Below are 21304 nucleotides of genomic sequence, written 5' to 3' on the forward strand. Positions count from 1 at the left end.
TGGAAACAAACCGTCATACTACGGCGCATCGACCCGGAAAGTAAACGATGACCCATAGTGAACTTCCGGGTAAAATGCGTATCAAATTGAAAAATTACTGCTGACCTGGGGCTTTGTCTCCGGGTCAGTTTTCTTTTGCTTCTGGTCGGGGGTTATGCGCCTGAATCCGGGCAGACATAGCAGCCGGGGCGGGAGACTGCTCCTTACAGGAATGTTTAAGAGGTATAACAAATGCAAGCTATTCCGATGACCTTACGTGGTGCCGAAAAACTGCGCGAAGAGCTGGATTTTTTGAAATCTGTGCGCCGTCCTGAGATTATTGCCGCGATCGCGGAAGCGCGTGAGCATGGTGACCTGAAAGAAAATGCGGAATACCATGCGGCCCGCGAACAGCAAGGCTTCTGCGAAGGGCGTATCAAAGATATCGAAGCGAAACTGTCCAACGCACAGGTTATCGATATCACTAAAATGCCGAACAATGGGCGTGTGATTTTTGGCAGTACGGTAAGTGTGCTTAATCTGGATACCGAGGAAGAGCAGACTTATCGCATCGTGGGTGACGACGAAGCTGACTTTAAGCAGAATCTGATCTCCGTAAATTCACCGATCGCGCGTGGCCTGATCGGTAAAGAACAAGACGATGTCGTTGTCATTCGTACCCCGGGCGGTGATGTCGAATTCGAAATTATCAAAGTGGAATACCTGTGAATAATTTCGTTAACCGCAGTTGTTGACGTATTGTAAAGAAAAGAAAAAGGCCGCATTGCGGCCTTTTAACAACTCAGTGAGCATGGCATTTTGCTCGTCTGTTAGCGAAAACCCCTCGTTTTACACAGATTTTGTGTTCAATTAAGGATATTCTTAGCGCGGCAGCGAGATTTTGCGCTCTTTAGCAGGACGATAAAGCACCAGCGTTTTACCGATGACCTGTACGTTACAGGCGCCGGTTTCGCGTACAATAGCTTCCACGATCAAGGTTTTAGTCTCGCGGTCTTCGGTAGCGATTTTGACCTTGATAAGTTCATGGTGCTCTAACGCTTGTTCGATCTCGGCCAGTACCCCTTCGGTCAAACCATTATTGCCAAGCATAACTACAGGCTTGAGCGGATGTGCCAGACCTTTCAGGTGCTGTTTTTGTTTAGTACTCAGATTCATCGTATATTTTGCTTACGTTGGGATTGAAAACGGGTCATTCTACCGCCATCTCCCATATATCACCAAATCGCCGCGTGTAATTTTACGTTGCTGTATACGATGAACCCAGACGGAATGTGAAATGACAGGTAAGAAGCGTTCTGCCAGCTCGAGTCGCTGGCTACAGGAACACTTTAGCGATAAATATGTTCAACAGGCGCAGAAAAAAGGGTTGCGTTCCCGTGCCTGGTTTAAACTTGATGAAATACAGCAAAGTGACAAACTTTTTAAGCCGGGAATGACGGTTGTCGATCTCGGTGCTGCTCCTGGTGGCTGGTCGCAATATGCGGTCACGCAAATCGGGGGCACAGGCCGTATCATCGCGTGTGATCTTTTACCTATGGATCCAATCGTTGGTGTGGACTTTCTTCAGGGTGACTTTCGTGATGAATTAGTCCTGAAAGCATTACTGGATCGAGTCGGGGACAGTAAAGTACAAGTTGTCATGTCAGATATGGCACCAAACATGAGCGGAACCCCAGCAGTTGATATTCCCCGCTCTATGTACCTGGTGGAACTGGCGCTGCAGATGTGCCGGGATGTGTTAGCGCCTGGTGGTGGTTTTGTTGTGAAAGTCTTTCAGGGCGAAGGTTTCGATGAGTACCTTAGGGAAATTCGCTCTCTGTTTACGAAAGTGAAAGTTCGTAAGCCGGACTCTTCCCGTGCCCGTTCACGAGAAGTGTACATTGTAGCGACCGGGCGAAAACTATAGTAACCTGACGCTGTTTTTAACACAGTTGTAATATGAGGTTAATCCCTTGAGTGACATGGCGAAAAACCTAATACTCTGGCTGGTCATTGCCGTTGTGCTGATGTCAGTATTCCAGAGCTTTGGGCCCAGCGAGTCTAATGGCCGTAAGGTGGATTATTCTACCTTCCTGCAGGAGGTCAACCAGGACCAGGTTCGCGAAGCGCGTATCAACGGACGTGAGATCAACGTTACCAAGAAAGATAGTAACCGTTACACGACTTACATCCCGGTGAACGATCCGAAACTGCTTGATAACCTGCTGACTAAAAATGTCAAAGTGGTTGGCGAGCCGCCGGAAGAACCGAGCCTGCTGGCTTCGATCTTTATTTCCTGGTTCCCGATGCTGTTGCTGATTGGGGTCTGGATATTCTTTATGCGCCAAATGCAGGGCGGCGGTGGCAAAGGCGCCATGTCGTTCGGTAAAAGCAAAGCGCGAATGTTGACGGAAGACCAGATCAAAACCACTTTTGCCGATGTCGCAGGCTGTGACGAAGCGAAAGAAGAAGTGGGTGAACTGGTTGAGTACCTGCGTGAGCCGAGCCGCTTCCAGAAACTGGGCGGTAAAATCCCGAAAGGCGTTCTGATGGTCGGCCCTCCGGGTACCGGTAAAACGCTGCTCGCAAAAGCTATCGCGGGTGAAGCGAAGGTTCCATTCTTTACCATTTCTGGTTCTGACTTTGTGGAAATGTTCGTTGGTGTCGGTGCATCCCGTGTGCGTGACATGTTCGAACAAGCCAAAAAAGCAGCACCATGCATTATCTTCATCGATGAAATCGACGCCGTCGGTCGCCAGCGTGGCGCTGGCTTAGGCGGTGGTCACGATGAACGCGAGCAGACGCTTAACCAGATGCTGGTTGAGATGGATGGTTTCGAAGGTAACGAAGGTATCATCGTTATTGCTGCGACTAACCGTCCGGACGTTCTTGACCCTGCGCTGTTGCGTCCGGGCCGCTTTGACCGCCAGGTCGTTGTGGGTCTGCCGGATGTTCGCGGTCGTGAGCAAATCCTGAAAGTGCATATGCGTCGCGTACCGCTCTCTCCGGATATTGATGCGGCAATTATCGCGCGTGGTACGCCTGGCTTCTCCGGTGCGGATCTGGCGAACCTGGTGAATGAGGCAGCGCTGTTTGCTGCTCGTGGCAACAAGCGCGTCGTTTCAATGGTTGAGTTCGAAAAAGCGAAAGACAAAATCATGATGGGTGCGGAACGCCGCTCCATGGTGATGACGGAAGCGCAGAAAGAATCTACCGCTTACCACGAGGCGGGCCATGCGATTATTGGTCGTCTGGTGCCGGAACACGATCCGGTGCATAAAGTGACGATTATTCCGCGCGGCCGTGCGCTGGGTGTGACCTTCTTCCTGCCTGAAGGTGACGCAATCAGCGCCAGCCGTCAGAAGCTGGAAAGCCAGATCTCCACGCTGTACGGCGGCCGTCTGGCGGAAGAGATCATCTACGGCGTTGAACATGTTTCTACCGGCGCGTCGAACGACATCAAAGTCGCGACCAACCTGGCGCGCAACATGGTGACGCAGTGGGGCTTCTCTGACAAACTCGGTCCGTTGCTGTACGCCGAAGAAGAGGGTGAAGTATTCCTCGGCCGTAGCGTCGCGAAAGCCAAACATATGTCCGATGAGACCGCGCGTATCATCGACCAGGAAGTGAAATCGCTGATTGAACGTAATTACAATCGTGCGCGTCAGCTCCTGAATGAAAACATGGACATCCTGCACGCGATGAAAGATGCGCTCATGAAATATGAGACCATCGACGCGCCGCAGATTGATGATCTGATGGCTCGCCGTGATGTTCGCCCGCCTGCTGGCTGGGAAGAACCAGGCACCAACAATTCTGACAGCAATGGCACTCCGCGTGCACCGCGTCCGGTAGATGAACCGCGTACGCCGAACCCGGGTAACACGATGTCTGAACAGTTGGGCGACAAGTAAGTTTTTTATTGTCGATAATGTGTTCTTTTGCTGAAACCCTGGGGCTTGCTCCGGGGTTTTTCTTTTTTGCACAACCAAATATTCAAAAAGGTTTTACGTCATGAAATTGCATGCCCAGGGCACCACCCTCGATCTTTCTCATCCGCATGTGATGGGAATTCTCAATGTAACGCCGGATTCTTTTTCCGATGGCGGAACGCATAACACGTTGGTCGAGGCGGTCAGGCATGCCAATCTGATGATTAATGCTGGCGCAACGATTGTGGATGTCGGTGGCGAATCTACGCGTCCGGGGGCGGCAGAGGTCAGTGTAGAGGAAGAGCTGGAGCGCGTTATTCCGGTTGTCGAAGCGATAGCGCAGCGCTTTGAAGTGTGGATTTCTGTCGATACCTCTAAACCCGACGTTATCCGTGAGTCGGCAAGAGTAGGGGCGCATATCATCAATGATATCCGTTCGCTGACTGAACCTGGCGCGCTGGAGGCCGCTGCAGAAACAGGTTTGCCTGTTTGCCTGATGCATATGCAGGGCCAGCCAAAAACGATGCAGGAAGCGCCTAAGTATGATGACGTATTTACGGATGTGAATAGCTTCTTTATAAATCATATTGCCCGGTGCGAGCGGGCAGGTATCTCAAAAGAGAAATTGTTACTCGACCCTGGATTTGGTTTCGGTAAAAATCTCTCACACAACTACGCGCTCCTCGCCCGCCTGGCGGAGTTTCATCATTTTAATCTGCCCCTGTTGGTAGGAATGTCGCGTAAATCGATGGTTGGCCAGTTACTGAATGTTGGCCCGAACGAAAGGTTGAGTGGTAGCCTGGCATGTGCGGTGATTGCCGCCATGCAAGGTGCGCACATTATTCGTGTCCACGATGTAAAAGAAACGGTTGAAGCCATGCGGGTGGTGGAAGCCACACTGTCAGCGTCAGCGAAGGAAAACAAACGCTATGAGTAATCGTAAATATTTTGGCACCGATGGCATCCGTGGTCGCGTTGGTGATGCGCCAATTACCCCTGACTTTGTGCTTAAGCTGGGCTGGGCGGCTGGTAAGGTGCTGGCCCGTCATGGCTCACGCAAAATTATTATTGGCAAAGACACCCGAATTTCCGGCTATATGCTGGAATCCGCACTCGAAGCGGGTCTCGCTGCTGCGGGGTTATCTGCCTCTTTTACCGGGCCGATGCCCACTCCCGCAGTGGCATACCTGACCCGTACGTTTCGTGCGGAAGCGGGTATTGTCATCTCCGCATCACATAACCCTTTTTATGACAACGGCATTAAGTTCTTTTCTATCGACGGTACCAAGCTGCCGGACGCGGTAGAGGAAGCCATTGAAGCTGAGATGGAAAAAGAGCTGACCTGCGTGGATTCAGCAGAGCTGGGGAAAGCCAGCCGTATCGTGGATGCCGCTGGCCGCTATATCGAATTTTGCAAAGCCACATTCCCGAATGAGCTCAGCCTGAACACGCTTAAAATCGTTGTGGACTGCGCGAATGGCGCTACCTACCACATTGCCCCGAGTGTCTTCCGTGAGCTGGGTGCGAAAGTGATCGCAATGGGTTGCGAGCCTGATGGCGTCAACATCAATGAAAACTGCGGCGCAACGGATGTCCGGGCATTGCAGCAACGCGTTCTGAGTGAAAAAGCAGATTTAGGTATCGCTTTTGATGGCGACGGTGACCGTGTGATCATGGTTGACCACGAAGGCAACAAAGTCGATGGTGACCAAATTCTCTATATCATCGCTCGCGAAGCCCTGCGTCAGGGCCAACTGCGCGGCGGTGCTGTCGGTACACTGATGAGCAATATGGGGCTGGAGCTGGCGCTCAAACAGCTCGGCATTCCGTTTGCACGTGCGAAAGTGGGTGACCGCTATGTGCTGGAGAAATTGCAGGAGAAAGGCTGGCGCCTTGGTGCGGAGAACTCGGGCCACGTCATTCTGCTGGACAAAACCACGACAGGCGATGGCATTGTCGCGGGCTTGCAGGTTGTGGCGGCGATGGTGCGTAATCATATGAGCCTGCATGATTTGTGCAGCGGGATGACAATGTTCCCTCAGGTACTGGTGAATGTGCGTTACACCTCCAGTGATATTGATCCGCTTGAAGATGAGCAGGTTAAAAGCGTGACCGCTGAGGTTGAAGCGGCACTGGGGAATCGTGGCCGTGTGCTGTTGCGTAAATCCGGTACTGAACCACTGATTCGCGTCATGGTGGAAGGCGAGGTTGAAGAGCACGTTGTCGCATTTGCCAACCGTATCGCCGATGCGGTTAAAGCGGTTTAACGGTCATTAAGTGTCTAAAAAGGCGGCGTTTGCTGCCTTTTTAATGCGCGACATCCCCGTTTTTGCTGTTTTTTTCCTCACTTGATAAAATGCGATTAAAATGGCCTTGCGAAGGTGATTCGCTTTGGTTAGTATTCACACCCGCTTCAGTGGGAAACATTAACAACCCCACTTTTATTGGTTTGAAGCATTGGCATGCGGCAACCCCGCAAGGAACAGGTTGATTATGTACGAAGCTCTTTTAGTTGTTTTCCTTATTGTGGCAATTGGCCTTGTTGGTTTAATCATGCTGCAGCAAGGTAAAGGCGCTGATATGGGAGCCTCATTTGGCGCAGGCGCTTCTGCAACGTTGTTCGGTTCAAGTGGTTCTGGTAACTTCATGACCCGTATGACCGCTGTGTTGGCGACACTGTTCTTCATCATCAGTCTGGTGCTGGGTAACATTAATACCAACAAAACCAATAAAGGAAGTGAATGGGAAAGACTGAGTGCTCCGGCTCAAACTGAGCAGACTCAGCCAGCAGCTCCGGCGCAGCCGAGCAGCGATATCCCGAAATAAGAAGTCGTCGTACCGAGGTGGTGGAATTGGTAGACACGCTACCTTGAGGTGGTAGTGCCCTAACGGGCTTGTGGGTTCGAGTCCCATCCTCGGTACCAATATTCCGAAAAGAAGACGCTAATAAGCGTCTTTTTTTTCGTCTCTAGAAAAGGCCATGCGCCTGAATGTATGTGACTCGGATATGGGTTGATGGCTATCGTCTCCACGGCGTGATGTTACTGCATAAATGTATGGCATAAAAAAAGCCGCTTTCGCGGCTTTTCTCATTTTTGATCAGCGCTTATTTAGCTTTGTTTTCCAGATTTTCTACCTGCGGCAGACCTGTCGCAGAAGAGGCGGAAAGAAGACCGGACTGCGCATAACCGAACAGTTTTTCACGTGTATCGGTAATGTCCAGGTTACGCATCGTCAACTGACCAATACGATCATCCGGAGAGAATACGGAATCGCCTTTCTCCATGGTCAGACGTTCTGGCTTATAAGTCAGGTTATCAGACACAGTATTCAGGATGGAGTAGTCGTTACCGCGACGCAGTTCCAGCGTCACTTCACCCGTAATCTGGCTCGCCACCCAGCGTTGCAGACCATCACGCAGCATCAGTGCCTGAGAGTCGAACCAGCGGCCCTGATACAGCAAGCGACCCAACTGACGGCCATGCGCATGATACTGCTCAATAGTGTCTTCGTTGTGAATACCGGTCAGCAGACGCTCATAGGCGATATGCAGCAACGCCATCCCCGGCGCTTCATAGATGCCGCGGCTTTTCGCTTCGATGATACGGTTTTCAATCTGGTCGCTCATGCCCAGACCGTGACGGCCACCGATCCGGTTAGCTTCCATCATTAGCTCAACGTCATCGCTAAACGTTTTACCGTTCAGGGCAACCGGATGGCCTTGCTCAAAACGTACGGTCACTTCTTCTGCCGGGATTTTTACATTTTCATCCCAGAACTTAACGCCCATAATCGGGTTTACGATCTTCACACTGGAGTTCAGGAATTCGAGGTCCTTCGCTTCATGCGTTGCGCCGAGCATGTTCGAGTCGGTGGAATACGCTTTTTCCACGGACATTTTGTAGTCGAAACCACAGGCGATCATGAATTCGGACATTTCCTGACGGCCGCCCAGCTCATCAATAAAATCGGTATCCAGCCACGGCTTATAGATTTTCAGCTCGGCGTTGGTCAACAGGCCATAACGATAGAAACGCTCAATATCATTACCTTTATAGGTACTGCCATCGCCCCAGATGTTAACGCCATCTTCTTTCATTGCTGCAACGAGCATGGTACCGGTTACCGCACGACCGAGCGGGGTGGTGTTGAAGTAGGTCAGGCCGCCTGTTGTGTTATGAAACGCGCCGCACTGAATTGCGGCAATGCCTTCGGCAACCAGTTGCTTACGGCAGTCGATCAGGCGGGCATTCTCCGCGCCATATTCCTTTGCACGACGAGGAATTGCGTCATAGTCGTCCTCGTCCGGTTGACCCAGATTCGCAGTGTATGCGTAAGGAACGGCACCTTTTTTGCGCATCCACAGCAATGCCGCGCTGGTATCCAGGCCCCCGGAGAAGGCGATACCAATACGTTGACCAACCGGAAGATGCTTGAGAATCGTCGTCATAAAATAAATCCCTGCTTAATATACCTATGGTGAGAGACTTAACAGCCACGCCATGATGTTTAATACCATTCACTGTTGTTGCGATAATGAATGGTTATGCAAAATAAATGAGTTTTCATTTAAACATCTTTTGGCGATGACAGGAAGAGAAGAGTGCAATTTTCATCGCAATAATGGCTGATAATGCCCTCTGAAAATGCATCCGCCATTGCGCATGATAGTACAAGTCCGGGCGCATAAAAGGCAAACCTGTCAGGGTTGACAGATAGTTATGTTTATCAATATAATGTACGCAGATTATACGTCCCGTCTTCGGTACCAAATCCCAGCATTATTTGCAAATCTTCTGCTAACCGAGTAGAATTTGCCACGTTTCAGGCGCGGGGTGGAGCAGCCTGGTAGCTCGTCGGGCTCATAACCCGAAGGTCGTCGGTTCAAATCCGGCCCCCGCAACCACTTTCCCTAAGTGTTCTTTTTCAAATATACTATGAAGACTTAACGCCTTCGTCGCTGGATTTGAAAAAAATACTCCCGGAAGGTTCTCCAGGCCGCAGTTGCGGCTATAGGGTTCAGTTATTTAAAGCCCCGATTTATCGGGGTTTTTTGTTATCTGACTACGGAATAACTGGGCTTTACGCCCTTTTTTTATGTCTTGGGGGTGGGCTTGTCCACATTAGAGCAAAAATTAACAGAGATGATCACAGCACCGGTTGAAGCACTGGGCTACGAGCTGGTTGGTATTGAATTTGTGCGTGGTCGCACATCTACACTGCGCATCTATATTGATAGTGAAGATGGCATCAATGTTGATGATTGTGCCGATGTCAGCCACCAGGTCAGCGCGGTGATGGATGTTGAAGATCCTATTACCGTTGCTTATAACCTGGAAGTGTCCTCACCAGGCCTTGATCGTCCCTTATTTACAGCGGAACACTACGCGCGTTTTACGGGTGAAGAGGTGTCGCTGGTCTTGCGTATGGCGGTACAGAACCGTCGCAAATGGCAAGGCGTTATCAAAGGTGTCGATGGCGAGATGATCACCGTTACGGTCGAAGGTAAAGATGAAGTGTTCGCATTGAGCAACATTCAGAAAGCGAACCTGGTCCCCCACTTTTAACAGTCTGGATTGAGGTGAAAGGCCCCCGATGAATAAAGAAATTTTGGCTGTTGTTGAAGCTGTTTCTAACGAAAAAGCGCTGCCGCGTGAAAAAATCTTCGAAGCGCTGGAAAGTGCTCTGGCTACAGCAACCAAGAAAAAATACGAGCAAGAGATTGATGTCCGCGTAGAGATCGATCGTAAGAGCGGTGATTTCGATACGTTCCGCCGTTGGGTTGTGGTCGAAGAAGTTACCCAGCCGACGCGCGAAATTACGCTGGAAGCGGCTCGCTTCGAAGACGAAAGCATGAATGTTGGTGATTTTGTTGAAGACCAGATTGAATCTGTCACCTTTGACCGTATTACCACCCAAACGGCAAAACAGGTTATCGTGCAGAAAGTGCGCGAAGCTGAACGTGCAATGGTTGTTGACCAGTTCCGTGAGCATGAAGGCGAGATCATCACGGGTGTGGTGAAGAAAGTGAACCGCGACAACATCACGCTTGATCTGGGTAGCAATGCCGAAGCAGTCATTCTGCGTGAAGACATGCTGCCGCGTGAAAACTTCCGTCCGGGCGACCGTATTCGCGGTGTGCTCTATGCTGTACGTCCCGAAGCGCGTGGCGCGCAGTTGTTCGTGACGCGTTCCAAACCTGAGATGCTGATCGAACTGTTCCGCATTGAAGTACCGGAAATCGGCGAAGAAGTTATCGAAATCAAAGCGGCTGCTCGCGATCCTGGTTCTCGTGCAAAAATTGCTGTGAAAACCAACGACAAACGTATCGACCCGGTCGGTGCGTGTGTAGGGATGCGTGGCGCACGTGTTCAGGCAGTATCAACCGAACTGGGCGGCGAGCGAATCGATATCGTCCTGTGGGATGATAACCCGGCGCAGTTCGTTATTAACGCCATGGCACCTGCTGATGTGGCTTCTATCGTTGTTGATGAAGACAAGCACACCATGGATATCGCCGTTGAAGCCGGTAACCTGGCTCAGGCGATTGGCCGTAATGGCCAGAACGTTCGTCTGGCTTCACAGCTGAGCGGCTGGGAACTCAACGTGATGACCGTTGAAGACCTGCAGGCGAAGCATCAGGCAGAAGCCCATGCAGCGATCGACACCTTCACTCGCTACCTCGACATTGACGAAGACTTCGCCACTGTTCTGGTTGAAGAAGGTTTCTCCACGCTGGAAGAACTGGCCTATGTGCCAATGAAAGAGCTGCTGGAAATCGACGGTCTGGATGAAGATACCGTTGAAGCCCTGCGTGAACGCGCGAAAAATGCCCTGACCACCCTGGCTCTGGCGCAGGAAGAAAGCATCGGTAATAAAGAACCGGCTGAAGACCTGCTGAACCTGGAAGGTTTGGATCGTGCGTTGGCGTTTAAACTGGCAGCCCGCGGTGTTTGTACGCTGGAAGATCTCGCCGACCAGGGCGTAGATGACCTGAGCGATATCGACGGTTTGACCGACGAGAAAGCCGGGGAGCTCATCATGGCCGCACGTAATATTTGCTGGTTTGGTGGCGAAGCGTAATAAACTGTAGCAGGAAGGAACAGCATGACAGATGTAACCGTAAAAACGCTGGCCGCTGAGATTCAGACCTCTGTGGACCGCCTGGTACAGCAATTTGCTGATGCAGGGATCCGTAAGTCCGCTGAAGACTCAGTGACGGCACAAGAAAAACAGACGCTGTTAGCGCATCTGAACCGTGAACACGGCTCAGGTCCTGACAAGCTGACGTTGCAGCGCAAGACGCGTAGCACATTAAGCATTCAGGGCACCGGTGGGAAAAGTAAATCGGTGCAGATCGAAGTCCGTAAAAAACGCACCTTTGTAAAACGCGATCCACAAGAGGCGGAACGTCTCGCAGCGGAAGAAGAGGCGAAGCGTGAAGCGGAGGATAAGGCCCGTCGTGAAGCAGAGGAAGCTGCTAAGCGCGAAGCCGAGGAAAAAGCCAAACGTGATGCCGAAGAAAGAGCGAAGCGTGAAGCGGATGAAAAAGCCAAACGCGAGTCTGCTGATAAAGCAAAACGTGAAGCTGCGGAAAATAGCAAAGTGAGCAACCAACAATCTGACGAAATGACCAGGACAGCCCAGGGTGAAAAAGCCCGTCGTGAAGCTGAAGCGCAAGATCTTAAGCGCAAAGCGGAAGAGGAGGCTCGTCGTAAGCTGGAAGAAAATGCGCGTCGCGTAGCGGAAGAAGCTCGTCGCATGGCTGAGGAAAACGAATCCCGTTGGAATGCCAGCAGCGATAAAGAAGAAGAAAGCAGCGACTATCATGTAACCACTTCTCACCATGCACGCCAGGCTGAGGACGATAGCGACCGTGAAGTCGAAGGTGGTCGTGGTCGTGGTCGTAACGCGAAAGCGGCACGCCCAGCGAAAAAAGGCAACAAGCATGCCGAAAGCAAAGCCGATCGTGAAGAAGCCCGTGCGGCCATTCGCGGTGGTAAAGGCGGCAAACAGCGTAAAGGTTCTGCGCTGCAACAGAGCTTCCAGAAGCCTGCGCAGGCAGTTAACCGTGACGTTGTGATCGGTGAAACGCTGACCGTTGGCGAGCTGGCTAACAAAATGGCGGTGAAAGGCTCTCAGGTCATCAAAGCGATGATGAAACTGGGCGCAATGGCCACCATCAACCAGGTTATCGACCAGGAAACCGCGCAGCTTGTAGCCGAAGAAATGGGCCACAAAGTTATCCTCCGTCGTGAAAACGAACTGGAAGAAGCGGTAATGAGCGACCGTGATACGGGTGCTGCGGCTGAACCGCGTGCACCAGTCGTGACCATCATGGGGCACGTTGACCACGGTAAAACCTCTCTGCTGGACTACATTCGTTCAACGAAAGTAGCCTCAGGTGAAGCGGGCGGCATTACCCAGCACATCGGTGCATACCACGTCGAAACCGAAAACGGCATGATCACCTTCCTGGATACCCCGGGCCACGCCGCGTTTACCGCGATGCGTGCACGTGGTGCGCAGGCAACGGATATCGTGGTTCTGGTTGTGGCTGCTGACGATGGCGTGATGCCGCAAACAATCGAAGCTATCCAGCACGCAAAAGCGGCGCAGGTACCGGTTGTTGTTGCAGTGAACAAAATCGATAAGCCAGAAGCGGATCCGGATCGCGTTAAGAATGAATTGTCCCAGTACGGCATTATGCCGGAAGAGTGGGGCGGCGAAAGCCAGTTCGTTCATGTATCTGCAAAAGCGGGTACCGGTATCGACGAGCTGCTCGACGCTATCCTGCTGCAGGCTGAGGTTCTTGAGCTGAAAGCTATCCGTACCGGTATGGCGAGCGGTGTTGTGATCGAATCCTTCCTGGATAAAGGTCGTGGTCCGGTTGCTTCCGTTCTGGTACGCGAAGGTACTCTGCATAAAGGCGATATCGTTCTGTGTGGCTTTGAATATGGCCGCGTACGTGCGATGCGTGATGAGCTTGGTCGTGAAGTTAGCGAAGCGGGTCCGTCTATTCCGGTTGAAATCCTCGGCCTGTCTGGTGTTCCGGCAGCGGGTGATGAAGCGACGGTTGTTCGCGACGAGAAGAAAGCACGTGAAGTTGCCCTGTATCGTCAGGGTAAATTCCGCGAAGTCAAACTGGCGCGTCAGCAGAAATCCAAACTGGAAAATATGTTCGCCAACATGACCGAAGGCGAAGTCCACGAAGTGAACGTCGTTCTGAAAGCGGACGTTCAGGGTTCTGTGGAAGCTATCACCGATTCTCTGCTGAAACTGTCTACTGACGAAGTGAAAGTGAAGATCGTAGGTTCCGGTGTTGGTGGTATCACCGAAACCGATGCTACCCTTGCAACGGCTTCGAATGCCATTCTGGTTGGCTTTAACGTTCGTGCCGACGCCTCTGCGCGCCGCGTGATCGAAGCCGAAGGTCTGGATCTGCGTTACTACTCCGTCATCTATAACCTGATCGACGAAGTGAAAGCAGCGATGAGCGGCATGCTGTCTCCGGAACTGAAACAGCAGATCATTGGTCTGGCTGAGGTTCGTGACGTGTTCAAATCACCGAAATTCGGTGCGATCGCGGGCTGTATGGTTACCGAAGGCACGATTAAACGTCATAACCCAATCCGCGTCCTGCGTGACAACGTGGTTATCTATGAAGGCGAGCTGGAATCCCTGCGCCGCTTCAAAGATGACGTTAACGAAGTCCGTAACGGCATGGAATGTGGTATCGGCGTTAAGAACTACAACGACGTTCGCGTTGGCGATATGATCGAAGTGTTCGAAATTATCGAGATCCAACGTAGCATCGATTAATTTTCGTCGGCTTTTGGGCCGCCACTGTGTTGGTTACGTTCACTCACCCCGGTCACATAGTTATCTATGCTCCCGGGGATTGATGAGCGTGCCGCCTTGCCGGAATCCCAAAAGCTTAGAAAATTGATTAGCGTAGACCGGGGAAGCGCAGCGCCACCCGGTATGAATTTCAAAAGGGGCTATAAGCCCCTTTTTTGTCTGGAGAATTTATTATGGCGAAAGAATTTGGTCGCCCACAGCGCGTAGCCCAGGAGATGCAGAAAGAAATCGCCATCATCCTGCAGCGCGAAATTAAAGACCCGCGTGTTGGCATGATGACGACTGTATCGGGCGTTGAAGTCTCTCGCGATCTGGCCTATGCCAAAGTGTTTGTGACCTTCCTGAACGACAAAGATGAAGCCGCCGTTAAAGCGGGCATCAAAGCGCTGCAGGAAGCATCCGGTTTCATCCGTACGCTGCTCGGCAAAGCTATGCGCCTGCGTATCGTGCCAGAACTGACTTTCTTCTACGACAACTCACTGGTGGAAGGGATGCGTATGTCTAACCTCGTCACCAGCGTGGTGAAACATGACGATGAACGTCGTGTGAACCCAACGGACGACAGCAAGGAGGACTGATGAGTCGTCCTCGTCGTCGCGGTCGCGATGTGCACGGCGTGCTGTTGCTGGATAAACCGCAAGGCGCATCCAGCAATGATGTACTGCAAAAAGTTAAACGTCTCTTTAATGCCAATCGCGCCGGGCATACTGGCGCGTTGGATCCTCTGGCAACAGGTATGCTACCGGTTTGTCTGGGAGAGGCGACAAAGTTCTCCCAGTATCTGCTGGATTCTGACAAGCGTTACCGTGTGATTGCGAAGCTGGGCCAGCGCACCGATACTTCTGATGCTGATGGTCAAATCGTCGAAGAGCGTCCGGTCGATTTTAGCGCTGAGCAACTGGCCGCCGCGCTGGAGACCTTTCGTGGCGATATCGAACAAATACCCTCAATGTATTCTGCACTGAAATATCAGGGCAAAAAGCTGTATGAATACGCGCGCCAGGGTATCGAAGTTCCACGTGAAGCCCGACCTATTACGGTGTATGAACTGTTGTTCATCCGCCACGAAGGCGATGAACTGGAACTGGAAGTTCACTGCTCGAAAGGCACCTATATTCGTACGATTGTTGACGATCTGGGTGAGAAACTGGGCTGTGGCGCACATGTGATTTATCTGCGCCGTCTGGCGGTGAGTAAATATCCTGCTGAGCGAATGGTGACGCTGGAACAATTGCATGAGCTGGTCGCGCAAGCTGAGCAGCGTGATATCCCGGCGGCTCAATTACTCGATTCGTTGTTAATGCCCATGGATAGCCCGGCAGCTGATTACCCTGTTGTTAACCTTCCGTTGATTTCGTCGGTTTACTTCCGCAACGGTAATCCTGTGCGAACCACCGGTGTGCCGCATGAAGGTCTGGTGCGTGTCACTGAAGGTGAAGAGGCGAAATTTATCGGTATGGGCGAAATGGATGACGAAGGGCGTGTTGCTCCGCGTCGTCTGGTGGTTGAGTACCCGCCAGTCTAAGCCTCGTCTTGCGATAACCAGTCACTGAGAGTAGAATATTGGCGCTTAATGCCGGGTCAATTGTTTAACAATATCTGGTATTAATTCCGGGGTTGCTGAATTAGAGATCGGCACCCTCTCATTTTTTTATCACTGGAGTACAAAATGTCTCTAAGCGTTGAAGCTAAAGCAAAAATCGTTTCTGAGTTTGGTCGTGGCGAAAACGACAGCGGTTCTACCGAAGTTCAGGTTGCACTGCTGACTGCACAGATCAACCACCTGCAGGGCCACTTTGCAGAGCACAAAAAAGATCACCACAGCCGTCGTGGTCTGCTGCGTATGGTTTCTCAGCGTCGTAAACTGCTCGACTACCTGAAACGTAAAGATGTTGCACGCTACACCGCGCTGATCGAGCGTCTGGGTCTGCGTCGCTAATTCTTGCGAGTTTCAAGAAAGGGGCCGTAAGGCCCCTTTTTTCAACCAGACGGCAGTAATTAACAGTACAATAATGTATTGTTGCTATGAATGATCTTCGTTGCAGAGGTTCGCGCGGCTAATGAGAGGCTTTACCCACGAGAGCGGGGTTAGGGTTGTCATTAGTCGCGAGGATGCAGGAAGATCGGGTTTAAACGACAGCATCCCTGGGGGTTGCTGTCATTCATTAAGATTAAGAAAGGATAATATTTTGCTTAATCCGATCGTTCGTAAATTCCAGTACGGCCAACATACCGTTACGCTGGAAACCGGCATGATGGCACGTCAGGCGACGGCAGCCGTTATGGTTAGCATGGATGACACTGCGGTATTCGTTACCGTTGTGGGCGCTAAAAAAGCTAAACCGGGCCAGGATTTCTTCCCGTTAACTGTTAACTATCAAGAGCGTACCTACGCTGCTGGTAAAATCCCGGGTGGTTTCTTCCGTCGTGAAGGCCGTCCAAGCGAAGGCGAAACCCTGATTGCGCGTCTGATTGACCGCCCGGTTCGTCCGCTGTTCCCGGAAGGCTTCGTTAACGAAGTTCAGGTTATTGCAACCGTGGTTTCCGTTAACCCGCAGGTTAACCCGGATATCGTTTCTATGATTGGTGCTTCCGCAGCACTGTCTCTGTCAGGTATTCCGTTCAATGGCCCGATTGGCGCAGCGCGCGTGGGTTACATTAACGATCAATATGTACTGAACCCGACCCAGGAAGAACTGAAGTCCAGCAAACTGGACCTGGTGGTAGCGGGTACCGAAGGTGCGGTATTGATGGTGGAATCCGAAGCAGAATTGCTGAGCGAAGACCAGATGCTGGGCGCAGTCGTATTTGGCCATGAACAGCAGCAGGTTGTTATCCAGGCCATTAACGACCTGGTAAAAGAAGCGGGCAAACCGCGTTGGGACTGGCAGCCAGAAGCCGTCAACGAAGCGCTGAACGCACGTGTTGCTGCTCTGGCAGAAGCGCGTCTGAGCGATGCTTACCGCATCACTGACAAACAAGAGCGTTATGCTCAGGTTGATGTCATTAAATCTGACGTTGTAGCTGCGCTGGTTGCAGAAGATGAAACCCTGGATGCCAACGAGCTGGGCGACATCCTGCACGCTATCGAGAAAAATGTTGTTCGTAGCCGCGTACTGGCAGGCGAACCGCGTATCGATGGTCGTGAAAAAGACATGATCCGTGGTCTGGACGTGCGCACTGGCGTATTGCCGCGTACTCACGGTTCCGCGCTGTTTACCCGTGGTGAAACTCAGGCTCTGGTTACCGCAACACTGGGTACTGCCCGTGATGCGCAGATCATTGATGAACTGATGGGTGAGCGCACTGACAGCTTCCTGTTCCATTACAACTTCCCTCCGTACTCCGTAGGTGAAACCGGTATGGTTGGCTCGCCGAAGCGTCGTGAAATTGGTCACGGTCGTCTGGCGAAGCGCGGTGTACTGGCTGTAATGCCGGAAGCGGATAAATTCCCGTACACCGTTCGTGTGGTGTCTGAAATCACCGAATCCAACGGTTCTTCTTCCATGGCTTCCGTGTGTGGCGCTTCTCTGGCGCTGATGGACGCAGGCGTACCGATCAAAGCAGCCGTTGCGGGTATCGCAATGGGCCTGGTGAAAGAAGGCGACAACTTTGTTGTTCTTTCTGACATCCTGGGCGATGAAGATCACCTTGGCGATATGGACTTCAAAGTAGCGGGCTCCCGCGACGGTATCTCTGCACTGCAGATGGATATCAAAATTGAAGGCATCACCAAAGAGATCATGCAGGTTGCGCTGAACCAGGCTAAAGGTGCTCGTTTGCACATCCTGAGCGTGATGGAGCAGGCGATCAATGCGCCGCGCGGCGATATCTCTGAATTCGCACCGCGTATCCACACCATCAAGATCAACCCGGACAAAATCAAAGACGTCATCGGTAAAGGTGGCTCTGTGATTCGTGCGCTGACCGAAGAAACCGGCACTACCATCGAAATCGAAGATGACGGCACCGTGAAAATTGCAGCGACCGATGGCGAGAAAGCGAAATTCGCTATTCGTCGTATCGAAGAGATCACTGCAGAAATCGAAGTAGGTCGTATCTACAACGGTAAAGTGACCCGCATTGTTGACTTTGGCGCGTTCGTTGCCATCGGCGGCGGTAAAGAAGGTCTGGTTCACATCTCTCAGATCGCTGACAAGCGCGTTGAGAAAGTGACTGACTATCTGCAGATGGGTCAGGAAGTACCGGTGAAAGTTCTGGAAGTTGATCGCCAGGGCCGTATTCGTCTTAGCATTAAAGAAGCCACTGAACAAACTCAGCCTGAAGCAGCGCCGGAAGCGCCGCAAGCAGAGCAGGGCGAGTAAAATGGTGTTTGCCCTCCGCGAAAGCGGAGGGTTATTTAACTGGCAGGACGCCGTGTTTGCAGCCGGGGGACAGGACGTTCATCCAATTGTTGTCTTCGGGAGTGGGAAATGAAGCCTTTTTTGCGCTGGTGTTTCGTTGCGACAGCTTTAACGCTGGCAGGATGCAGCAACTCTGCCTGGCGTAAGAGCGAAGTCCTCGCGGTGCCATTGCAACCGACTTTGCAGCAAGAAGTGATTCTGGCGCGCATGGAACAAATTCTTGCCAGTCGGGCTTTATCCGATGATGAACGCGCACAGCTTTTATATGAGCGCGGAGTATTGTATGATAGTCTTGGTTTGAGAGCACTGGCGCGAAATGATTTTTCACAAGCGCTGGCCATCCGACCGGATATGCCGGAAGTATTCAATTACTTAGGCATTTATTTAACGCAGGCAGGCAATTTTGATGCTGCCTATGAAGCGTTTGATTCTGTACTTGAGCTTGATCCAACTTACAACTACGCGCACTTGAATCGCGGTATCGCATTATATTACGGCGGTCGCGATAAGTTAGCGCAAGATGATCTGCTGGCGTTTTATCAAGACGATCCCAATGACCCTTTCCGGAGTCTGTGGCTTTACATCGTTGAGCGGAAGCTCGATGAGAAGCAGGCTAAAGAAGCGCTGAAACAACGCTTCGAAAAATCGGGCAAAGAGCAATGGGGATGGAACATTGTCGAGTTCTACCTTGGCGATATTAGCGAACAAGAGCTAATGAACCGCCTGAAGGCAGACGCAACGGATAACACCTCGCTCGCTGAGCATCTCAGTGAAACCAACTTCTATTTAGGTAAGTACTACCTAAGTCTGGGGGAAAAGGACAGCGCTGCGGCACTGTTCAAATTAGCGGTGGCTAACAACGTTCATAATTTTGTTGAGCACCGTTATGCATTGTTGGAATTAGCGCTCTTGGGCCAGGAGCAAGATGACCTGGCAGAATCGGACCAGCAATAGCTGACGTACACATCAGCCCGTAATCATTACTTTGATTGCCATCACCTTCGCGGGTGAGGGCGTTGTTGTTCGTTAATACACCTACTTTGAGCCGGTTCACACTTTTAATGAAAATTACCGAAAATTTTCACGATGAGTTATGTAGACTGGCCGCCATTAATATCGAGGCACACGTACTACATGGCTGAATTCGAAACCACTTTTGCAGATCTGGGCCTGAAGGCTCCTATCCTTGAAGCCCTTAACGATCTGGGTTACGAAAAACCATCTCCAATCCAGGCAGAGTGCATTCCGCATCTGCTGGGCGGTCGCGACGTACTGGGTATGGCCCAGACGGGTAGCGGCAAAACCGCAGCGTTTTCATTACCGCTGCTGAACAATCTTGATCCTGAGCTGAAAGCACCGCAAATCCTGGTGCTGGCGCCGACCCGCGAACTGGCGGTTCAGGTTGCCGAAGCCATGACAGATTTCTCTAAACACATGCGCGGCGTGAACGTGGTTGCCCTTTATGGCGGCCAGCGTTATGACGTGCAGTTACGCGCCCTGCGTCAGGGGCCTCAGATTGTTGTCGGTACCCCGGGTCGTCTGCTTGACCACCTGAAACGCGGTACGCTGGATCTCTCTAAACTGAGCGGTCTGGTGCTGGACGAAGCCGATGAAATGTTGCGTATGGGCTTCATCGAAGACGTTGAAACCATCATGGCAGAGATCCCGGACGGTCATCAGACCGCACTGTTCTCTGCAACCATGCCGGAAGCGATTCGCCGCATTACCCGCCGCTTTATGAAAGAGCCGCAGGAAGTGCGCATTCAGTCCAGCGTGACTACTCGCCCGGACATCAGCCAGAGCTACTGGTCTGTGTACGGCATGCGTAAAAACGAAGCGCTGGTACGTTTCCTGGAAGCAGAAGATTTTGATGCGGCGATCATCTTCGTTCGTACCAAAAACGCGACCCTGGAAGTGGCAGAAGCGCTGGAGCGTAGTGGCTATAACAGCGCCGCGCTGAATGGCGACATGAACCAGGCCCTGCGTGAGCAGACTCTGGAGCGTCTGAAAGACGGTCGTCTGGATATCCTGATTGCAACCGACGTGGCAGCACGTGGTCTGGACGTTGAGCGTATCAGCCTGGTTGTTAACTATGACATCCCGATGGATTCCGAGTCTTACGTTCACCGTATCGGCCGTACCGGTCGTGCAGGTCGCGCTGGTCGTGCGTTGCTGTTTGTTGAGAACCGCGAACGTCGTCTGCTGCGTAACATCGAACGCACCATGAAGCTGACTATTCCAGAAGTAGAACTGCCGAACGCAGAACTGCTGGGCAAACGCCGTCTGGAAAAATTCGCCGCGAAAGTACAGCAGCAGCTGGAAAGCAGCGATCTGGATCAGTACCGTGCTCTGCTGGCGAAAATCCAGCCGTCTGCGGAAGGTGAAGAGCTGGATCTCGAAACGCTGGCCGCTGCTCTGCTGAAAATGGCACAGGGTGAACGTGCGCTGATCGTTCCGCCAGACGCGCCGATGCGTCCTAAGCGTGAATTCCGTGAGCGCGACGACCGCTTTGAACGCCGTGGCGATCGTAACGACCGTGGTCCGCGTGGCGACCGTCCTGAGCGTGGTGGTGAAGATCGTCCGCGTCGTGAACGTCGTGATGCTGGTGAAATGGAATTGTACCGTATTGAAGTTGGCCGTGATGATGGTGTTGAAGTTCGTCATATCGTTGGCGCGATTGCTAACGAAGGCGACATCAGCAGCCGTTATATCGGTAACATCAAGCTGTTCGGTACCCACTCTACCATCGAACTGCCGAAAGGCATGCCGGGCGAAGTTCTGCAGCACTTTACTCGCACCCGCATCCTGAACAAGCCGATGAACATGCAGCTTCTGGGTGATGCACAGCCGCGTCCTGAGCGTCGTGGCGGTGGTGAGCGTCGTGAAGGTGGCCGCAGCTTCGGTGGTGGTGAACGCCGTGAAGGTGGTCGCAGCTTCGGTGGTGAGCGTCGTGAAGGCGGTCGTAGCGAAGGTCGTAACTTCAGTGGCGAACGTCGCGCTCCGCGTCGTGACCGCGAAGAAGGCTCCAGCCGTCGTCGTTTCGGTGACGCATAATCGCGCAGTAAGCCAGCTTTACACTTCGTAAAGTAATTGATACAACCCCGGTGCAAAACATCGGGGTTTCTTTTATCTGTTATGTACTCTTGTACTGGTACAATGCATCGGTAT

The 21304-nt window shown here is 52.0% G+C and carries 18 protein-coding genes and 2 tRNA genes; 18 read left to right on the forward strand and 2 right to left on the reverse strand.

Translation table 11 applies throughout. The features are described from left to right. Positions 1 to 231: 231 nt before the first annotated feature. Entirely contained in the window at positions 232 to 708 is a 477-nt protein-coding gene (gene greA, locus C5523_RS03085; protein ID WP_039077469.1) for a transcription elongation factor GreA, read from the forward strand. A 153-nt stretch (positions 709 to 861) separates the two neighbouring features. Here the strand turns inward: greA and yhbY are convergent, their stop codons facing one another. After that, positions 862 to 1155, reverse strand: coding sequence for a ribosome assembly RNA-binding protein YhbY (yhbY, locus tag C5523_RS03090; protein ID WP_039077470.1), 294 nt, complete (start codon positions 1153 to 1155; stop codon positions 862 to 864). Positions 1156 to 1276: 121 nt separating this feature from the next. Between yhbY and rlmE the strand changes: the two genes are divergently transcribed. From rlmE to C5523_RS03120, 6 genes are all read left to right on the forward strand, one after another. Then, a complete protein-coding gene (gene rlmE / locus C5523_RS03095; protein ID WP_039077471.1) occupies positions 1277 to 1906 on the forward strand; it encodes a 23S rRNA (uridine(2552)-2'-O)-methyltransferase RlmE in 630 nt (209 codons plus the stop codon). 55 nt (positions 1907 to 1961) lie between these two features. Then, on the forward strand, positions 1962 to 3893 hold the full coding sequence (gene ftsH, locus C5523_RS03100; protein WP_039077472.1) for an ATP-dependent zinc metalloprotease FtsH: 1932 nt from the start codon (positions 1962 to 1964) through the stop codon (positions 3891 to 3893). A 100-nt stretch (positions 3894 to 3993) separates the two neighbouring features. Next, positions 3994 to 4848 (forward strand): dihydropteroate synthase, encoded by an 855-nt coding sequence (gene folP, locus C5523_RS03105; RefSeq protein WP_039077473.1) that lies wholly within the window; start codon positions 3994 to 3996, stop codon positions 4846 to 4848. Further along, the gene (gene glmM, locus C5523_RS03110) at positions 4841 to 6178 is read left to right on the forward strand and encodes a phosphoglucosamine mutase (protein ID WP_039077474.1); all 1338 of its coding nucleotides are present in this window, start codon (positions 4841 to 4843) and stop codon (positions 6176 to 6178) included. The genes folP and glmM overlap by 8 nt, the downstream gene beginning before the upstream one ends. Before the next feature lie 226 nt (positions 6179 to 6404). Then, positions 6405 to 6737, forward strand: a complete 333-nt coding sequence (gene secG, locus C5523_RS03115; RefSeq protein WP_071194444.1) for a preprotein translocase subunit SecG — start codon at positions 6405 to 6407, stop codon at positions 6735 to 6737. 11 nt (positions 6738 to 6748) lie between these two features. After that, positions 6749 to 6835: transfer RNA gene (locus C5523_RS03120), tRNA-Leu, on the forward strand. A 182-nt stretch (positions 6836 to 7017) separates the two neighbouring features. Here the strand turns inward: C5523_RS03120 and argG are convergent. Then, the gene (gene argG, locus C5523_RS03125; protein WP_039077476.1) at positions 7018 to 8361 is read right to left on the reverse strand and encodes an argininosuccinate synthase; all 1344 of its coding nucleotides are present in this window, start codon (positions 8359 to 8361) and stop codon (positions 7018 to 7020) included. A gap of 379 nt (positions 8362 to 8740) precedes the next feature. Between argG and C5523_RS03130 the strand changes: the two genes are divergently transcribed. The 11 genes from C5523_RS03130 (at position 8741) to C5523_RS03185 (ending at position 21190) form a co-directional block, all read left to right on the forward strand. Beyond that, positions 8741 to 8817: transfer RNA gene (locus tag C5523_RS03130), tRNA-Met, on the forward strand. 208 nt (positions 8818 to 9025) lie between these two features. Continuing rightward, positions 9026 to 9478 (forward strand): ribosome maturation factor RimP, encoded by a 453-nt coding sequence (gene rimP / locus C5523_RS03135; RefSeq protein WP_047373469.1) that lies wholly within the window; start codon positions 9026 to 9028, stop codon positions 9476 to 9478. 28 nt (positions 9479 to 9506) lie between these two features. Next, positions 9507 to 10994, forward strand: coding sequence for a transcription termination factor NusA (nusA, locus tag C5523_RS03140; protein ID WP_039077477.1), 1488 nt, complete (start codon positions 9507 to 9509; stop codon positions 10992 to 10994). A gap of 24 nt (positions 10995 to 11018) precedes the next feature. Then, positions 11019 to 13733, forward strand: coding sequence for a translation initiation factor IF-2 (infB, locus tag C5523_RS03145; protein ID WP_039077478.1), 2715 nt, complete (start codon positions 11019 to 11021; stop codon positions 13731 to 13733). A gap of 212 nt (positions 13734 to 13945) precedes the next feature. Continuing rightward, on the forward strand, positions 13946 to 14350 hold the full coding sequence (gene rbfA, locus C5523_RS03150) for a 30S ribosome-binding factor RbfA (RefSeq protein WP_039077479.1): 405 nt from the start codon (positions 13946 to 13948) through the stop codon (positions 14348 to 14350). Then, complete coding sequence (truB, locus tag C5523_RS03155; protein WP_108700570.1) at positions 14350 to 15297, forward strand: tRNA pseudouridine(55) synthase TruB; 948 nt, start codon at positions 14350 to 14352, stop codon at positions 15295 to 15297. The genes rbfA and truB overlap by 1 nt, the downstream gene beginning before the upstream one ends. Positions 15298 to 15441: 144 nt before the next feature. Further along, complete coding sequence (rpsO, locus tag C5523_RS03160; RefSeq protein WP_004385056.1) at positions 15442 to 15711, forward strand: 30S ribosomal protein S15; 270 nt, start codon at positions 15442 to 15444, stop codon at positions 15709 to 15711. A gap of 250 nt (positions 15712 to 15961) precedes the next feature. Beyond that, the gene (gene pnp, locus C5523_RS03170) at positions 15962 to 18097 is read left to right on the forward strand and encodes a polyribonucleotide nucleotidyltransferase (RefSeq protein ID WP_071194447.1); all 2136 of its coding nucleotides are present in this window, start codon (positions 15962 to 15964) and stop codon (positions 18095 to 18097) included. 108 nt (positions 18098 to 18205) lie between these two features. Continuing rightward, the gene (gene nlpI / locus C5523_RS03175; RefSeq protein WP_039077482.1) at positions 18206 to 19090 is read left to right on the forward strand and encodes a lipoprotein NlpI; all 885 of its coding nucleotides are present in this window, start codon (positions 18206 to 18208) and stop codon (positions 19088 to 19090) included. Between the two features lie 107 nt (positions 19091 to 19197). Further along, complete coding sequence (yrbN, locus tag C5523_RS03180; protein WP_103245196.1) at positions 19198 to 19278, forward strand: protein YrbN; 81 nt, start codon at positions 19198 to 19200, stop codon at positions 19276 to 19278. Then, a complete protein-coding gene (locus C5523_RS03185; protein ID WP_039077483.1) occupies positions 19271 to 21190 on the forward strand; it encodes a DEAD/DEAH family ATP-dependent RNA helicase in 1920 nt (639 codons plus the stop codon). The genes yrbN and C5523_RS03185 overlap by 8 nt, the downstream gene beginning before the upstream one ends. Positions 21191 to 21304: the final 114 nt, after the last annotated feature.

Source organism: Phytobacter sp. SCO41 (assembly GCF_003073275.1).
GTDB classification, from domain to species: domain Bacteria; phylum Pseudomonadota; class Gammaproteobacteria; order Enterobacterales; family Enterobacteriaceae; genus Phytobacter; species Phytobacter diazotrophicus.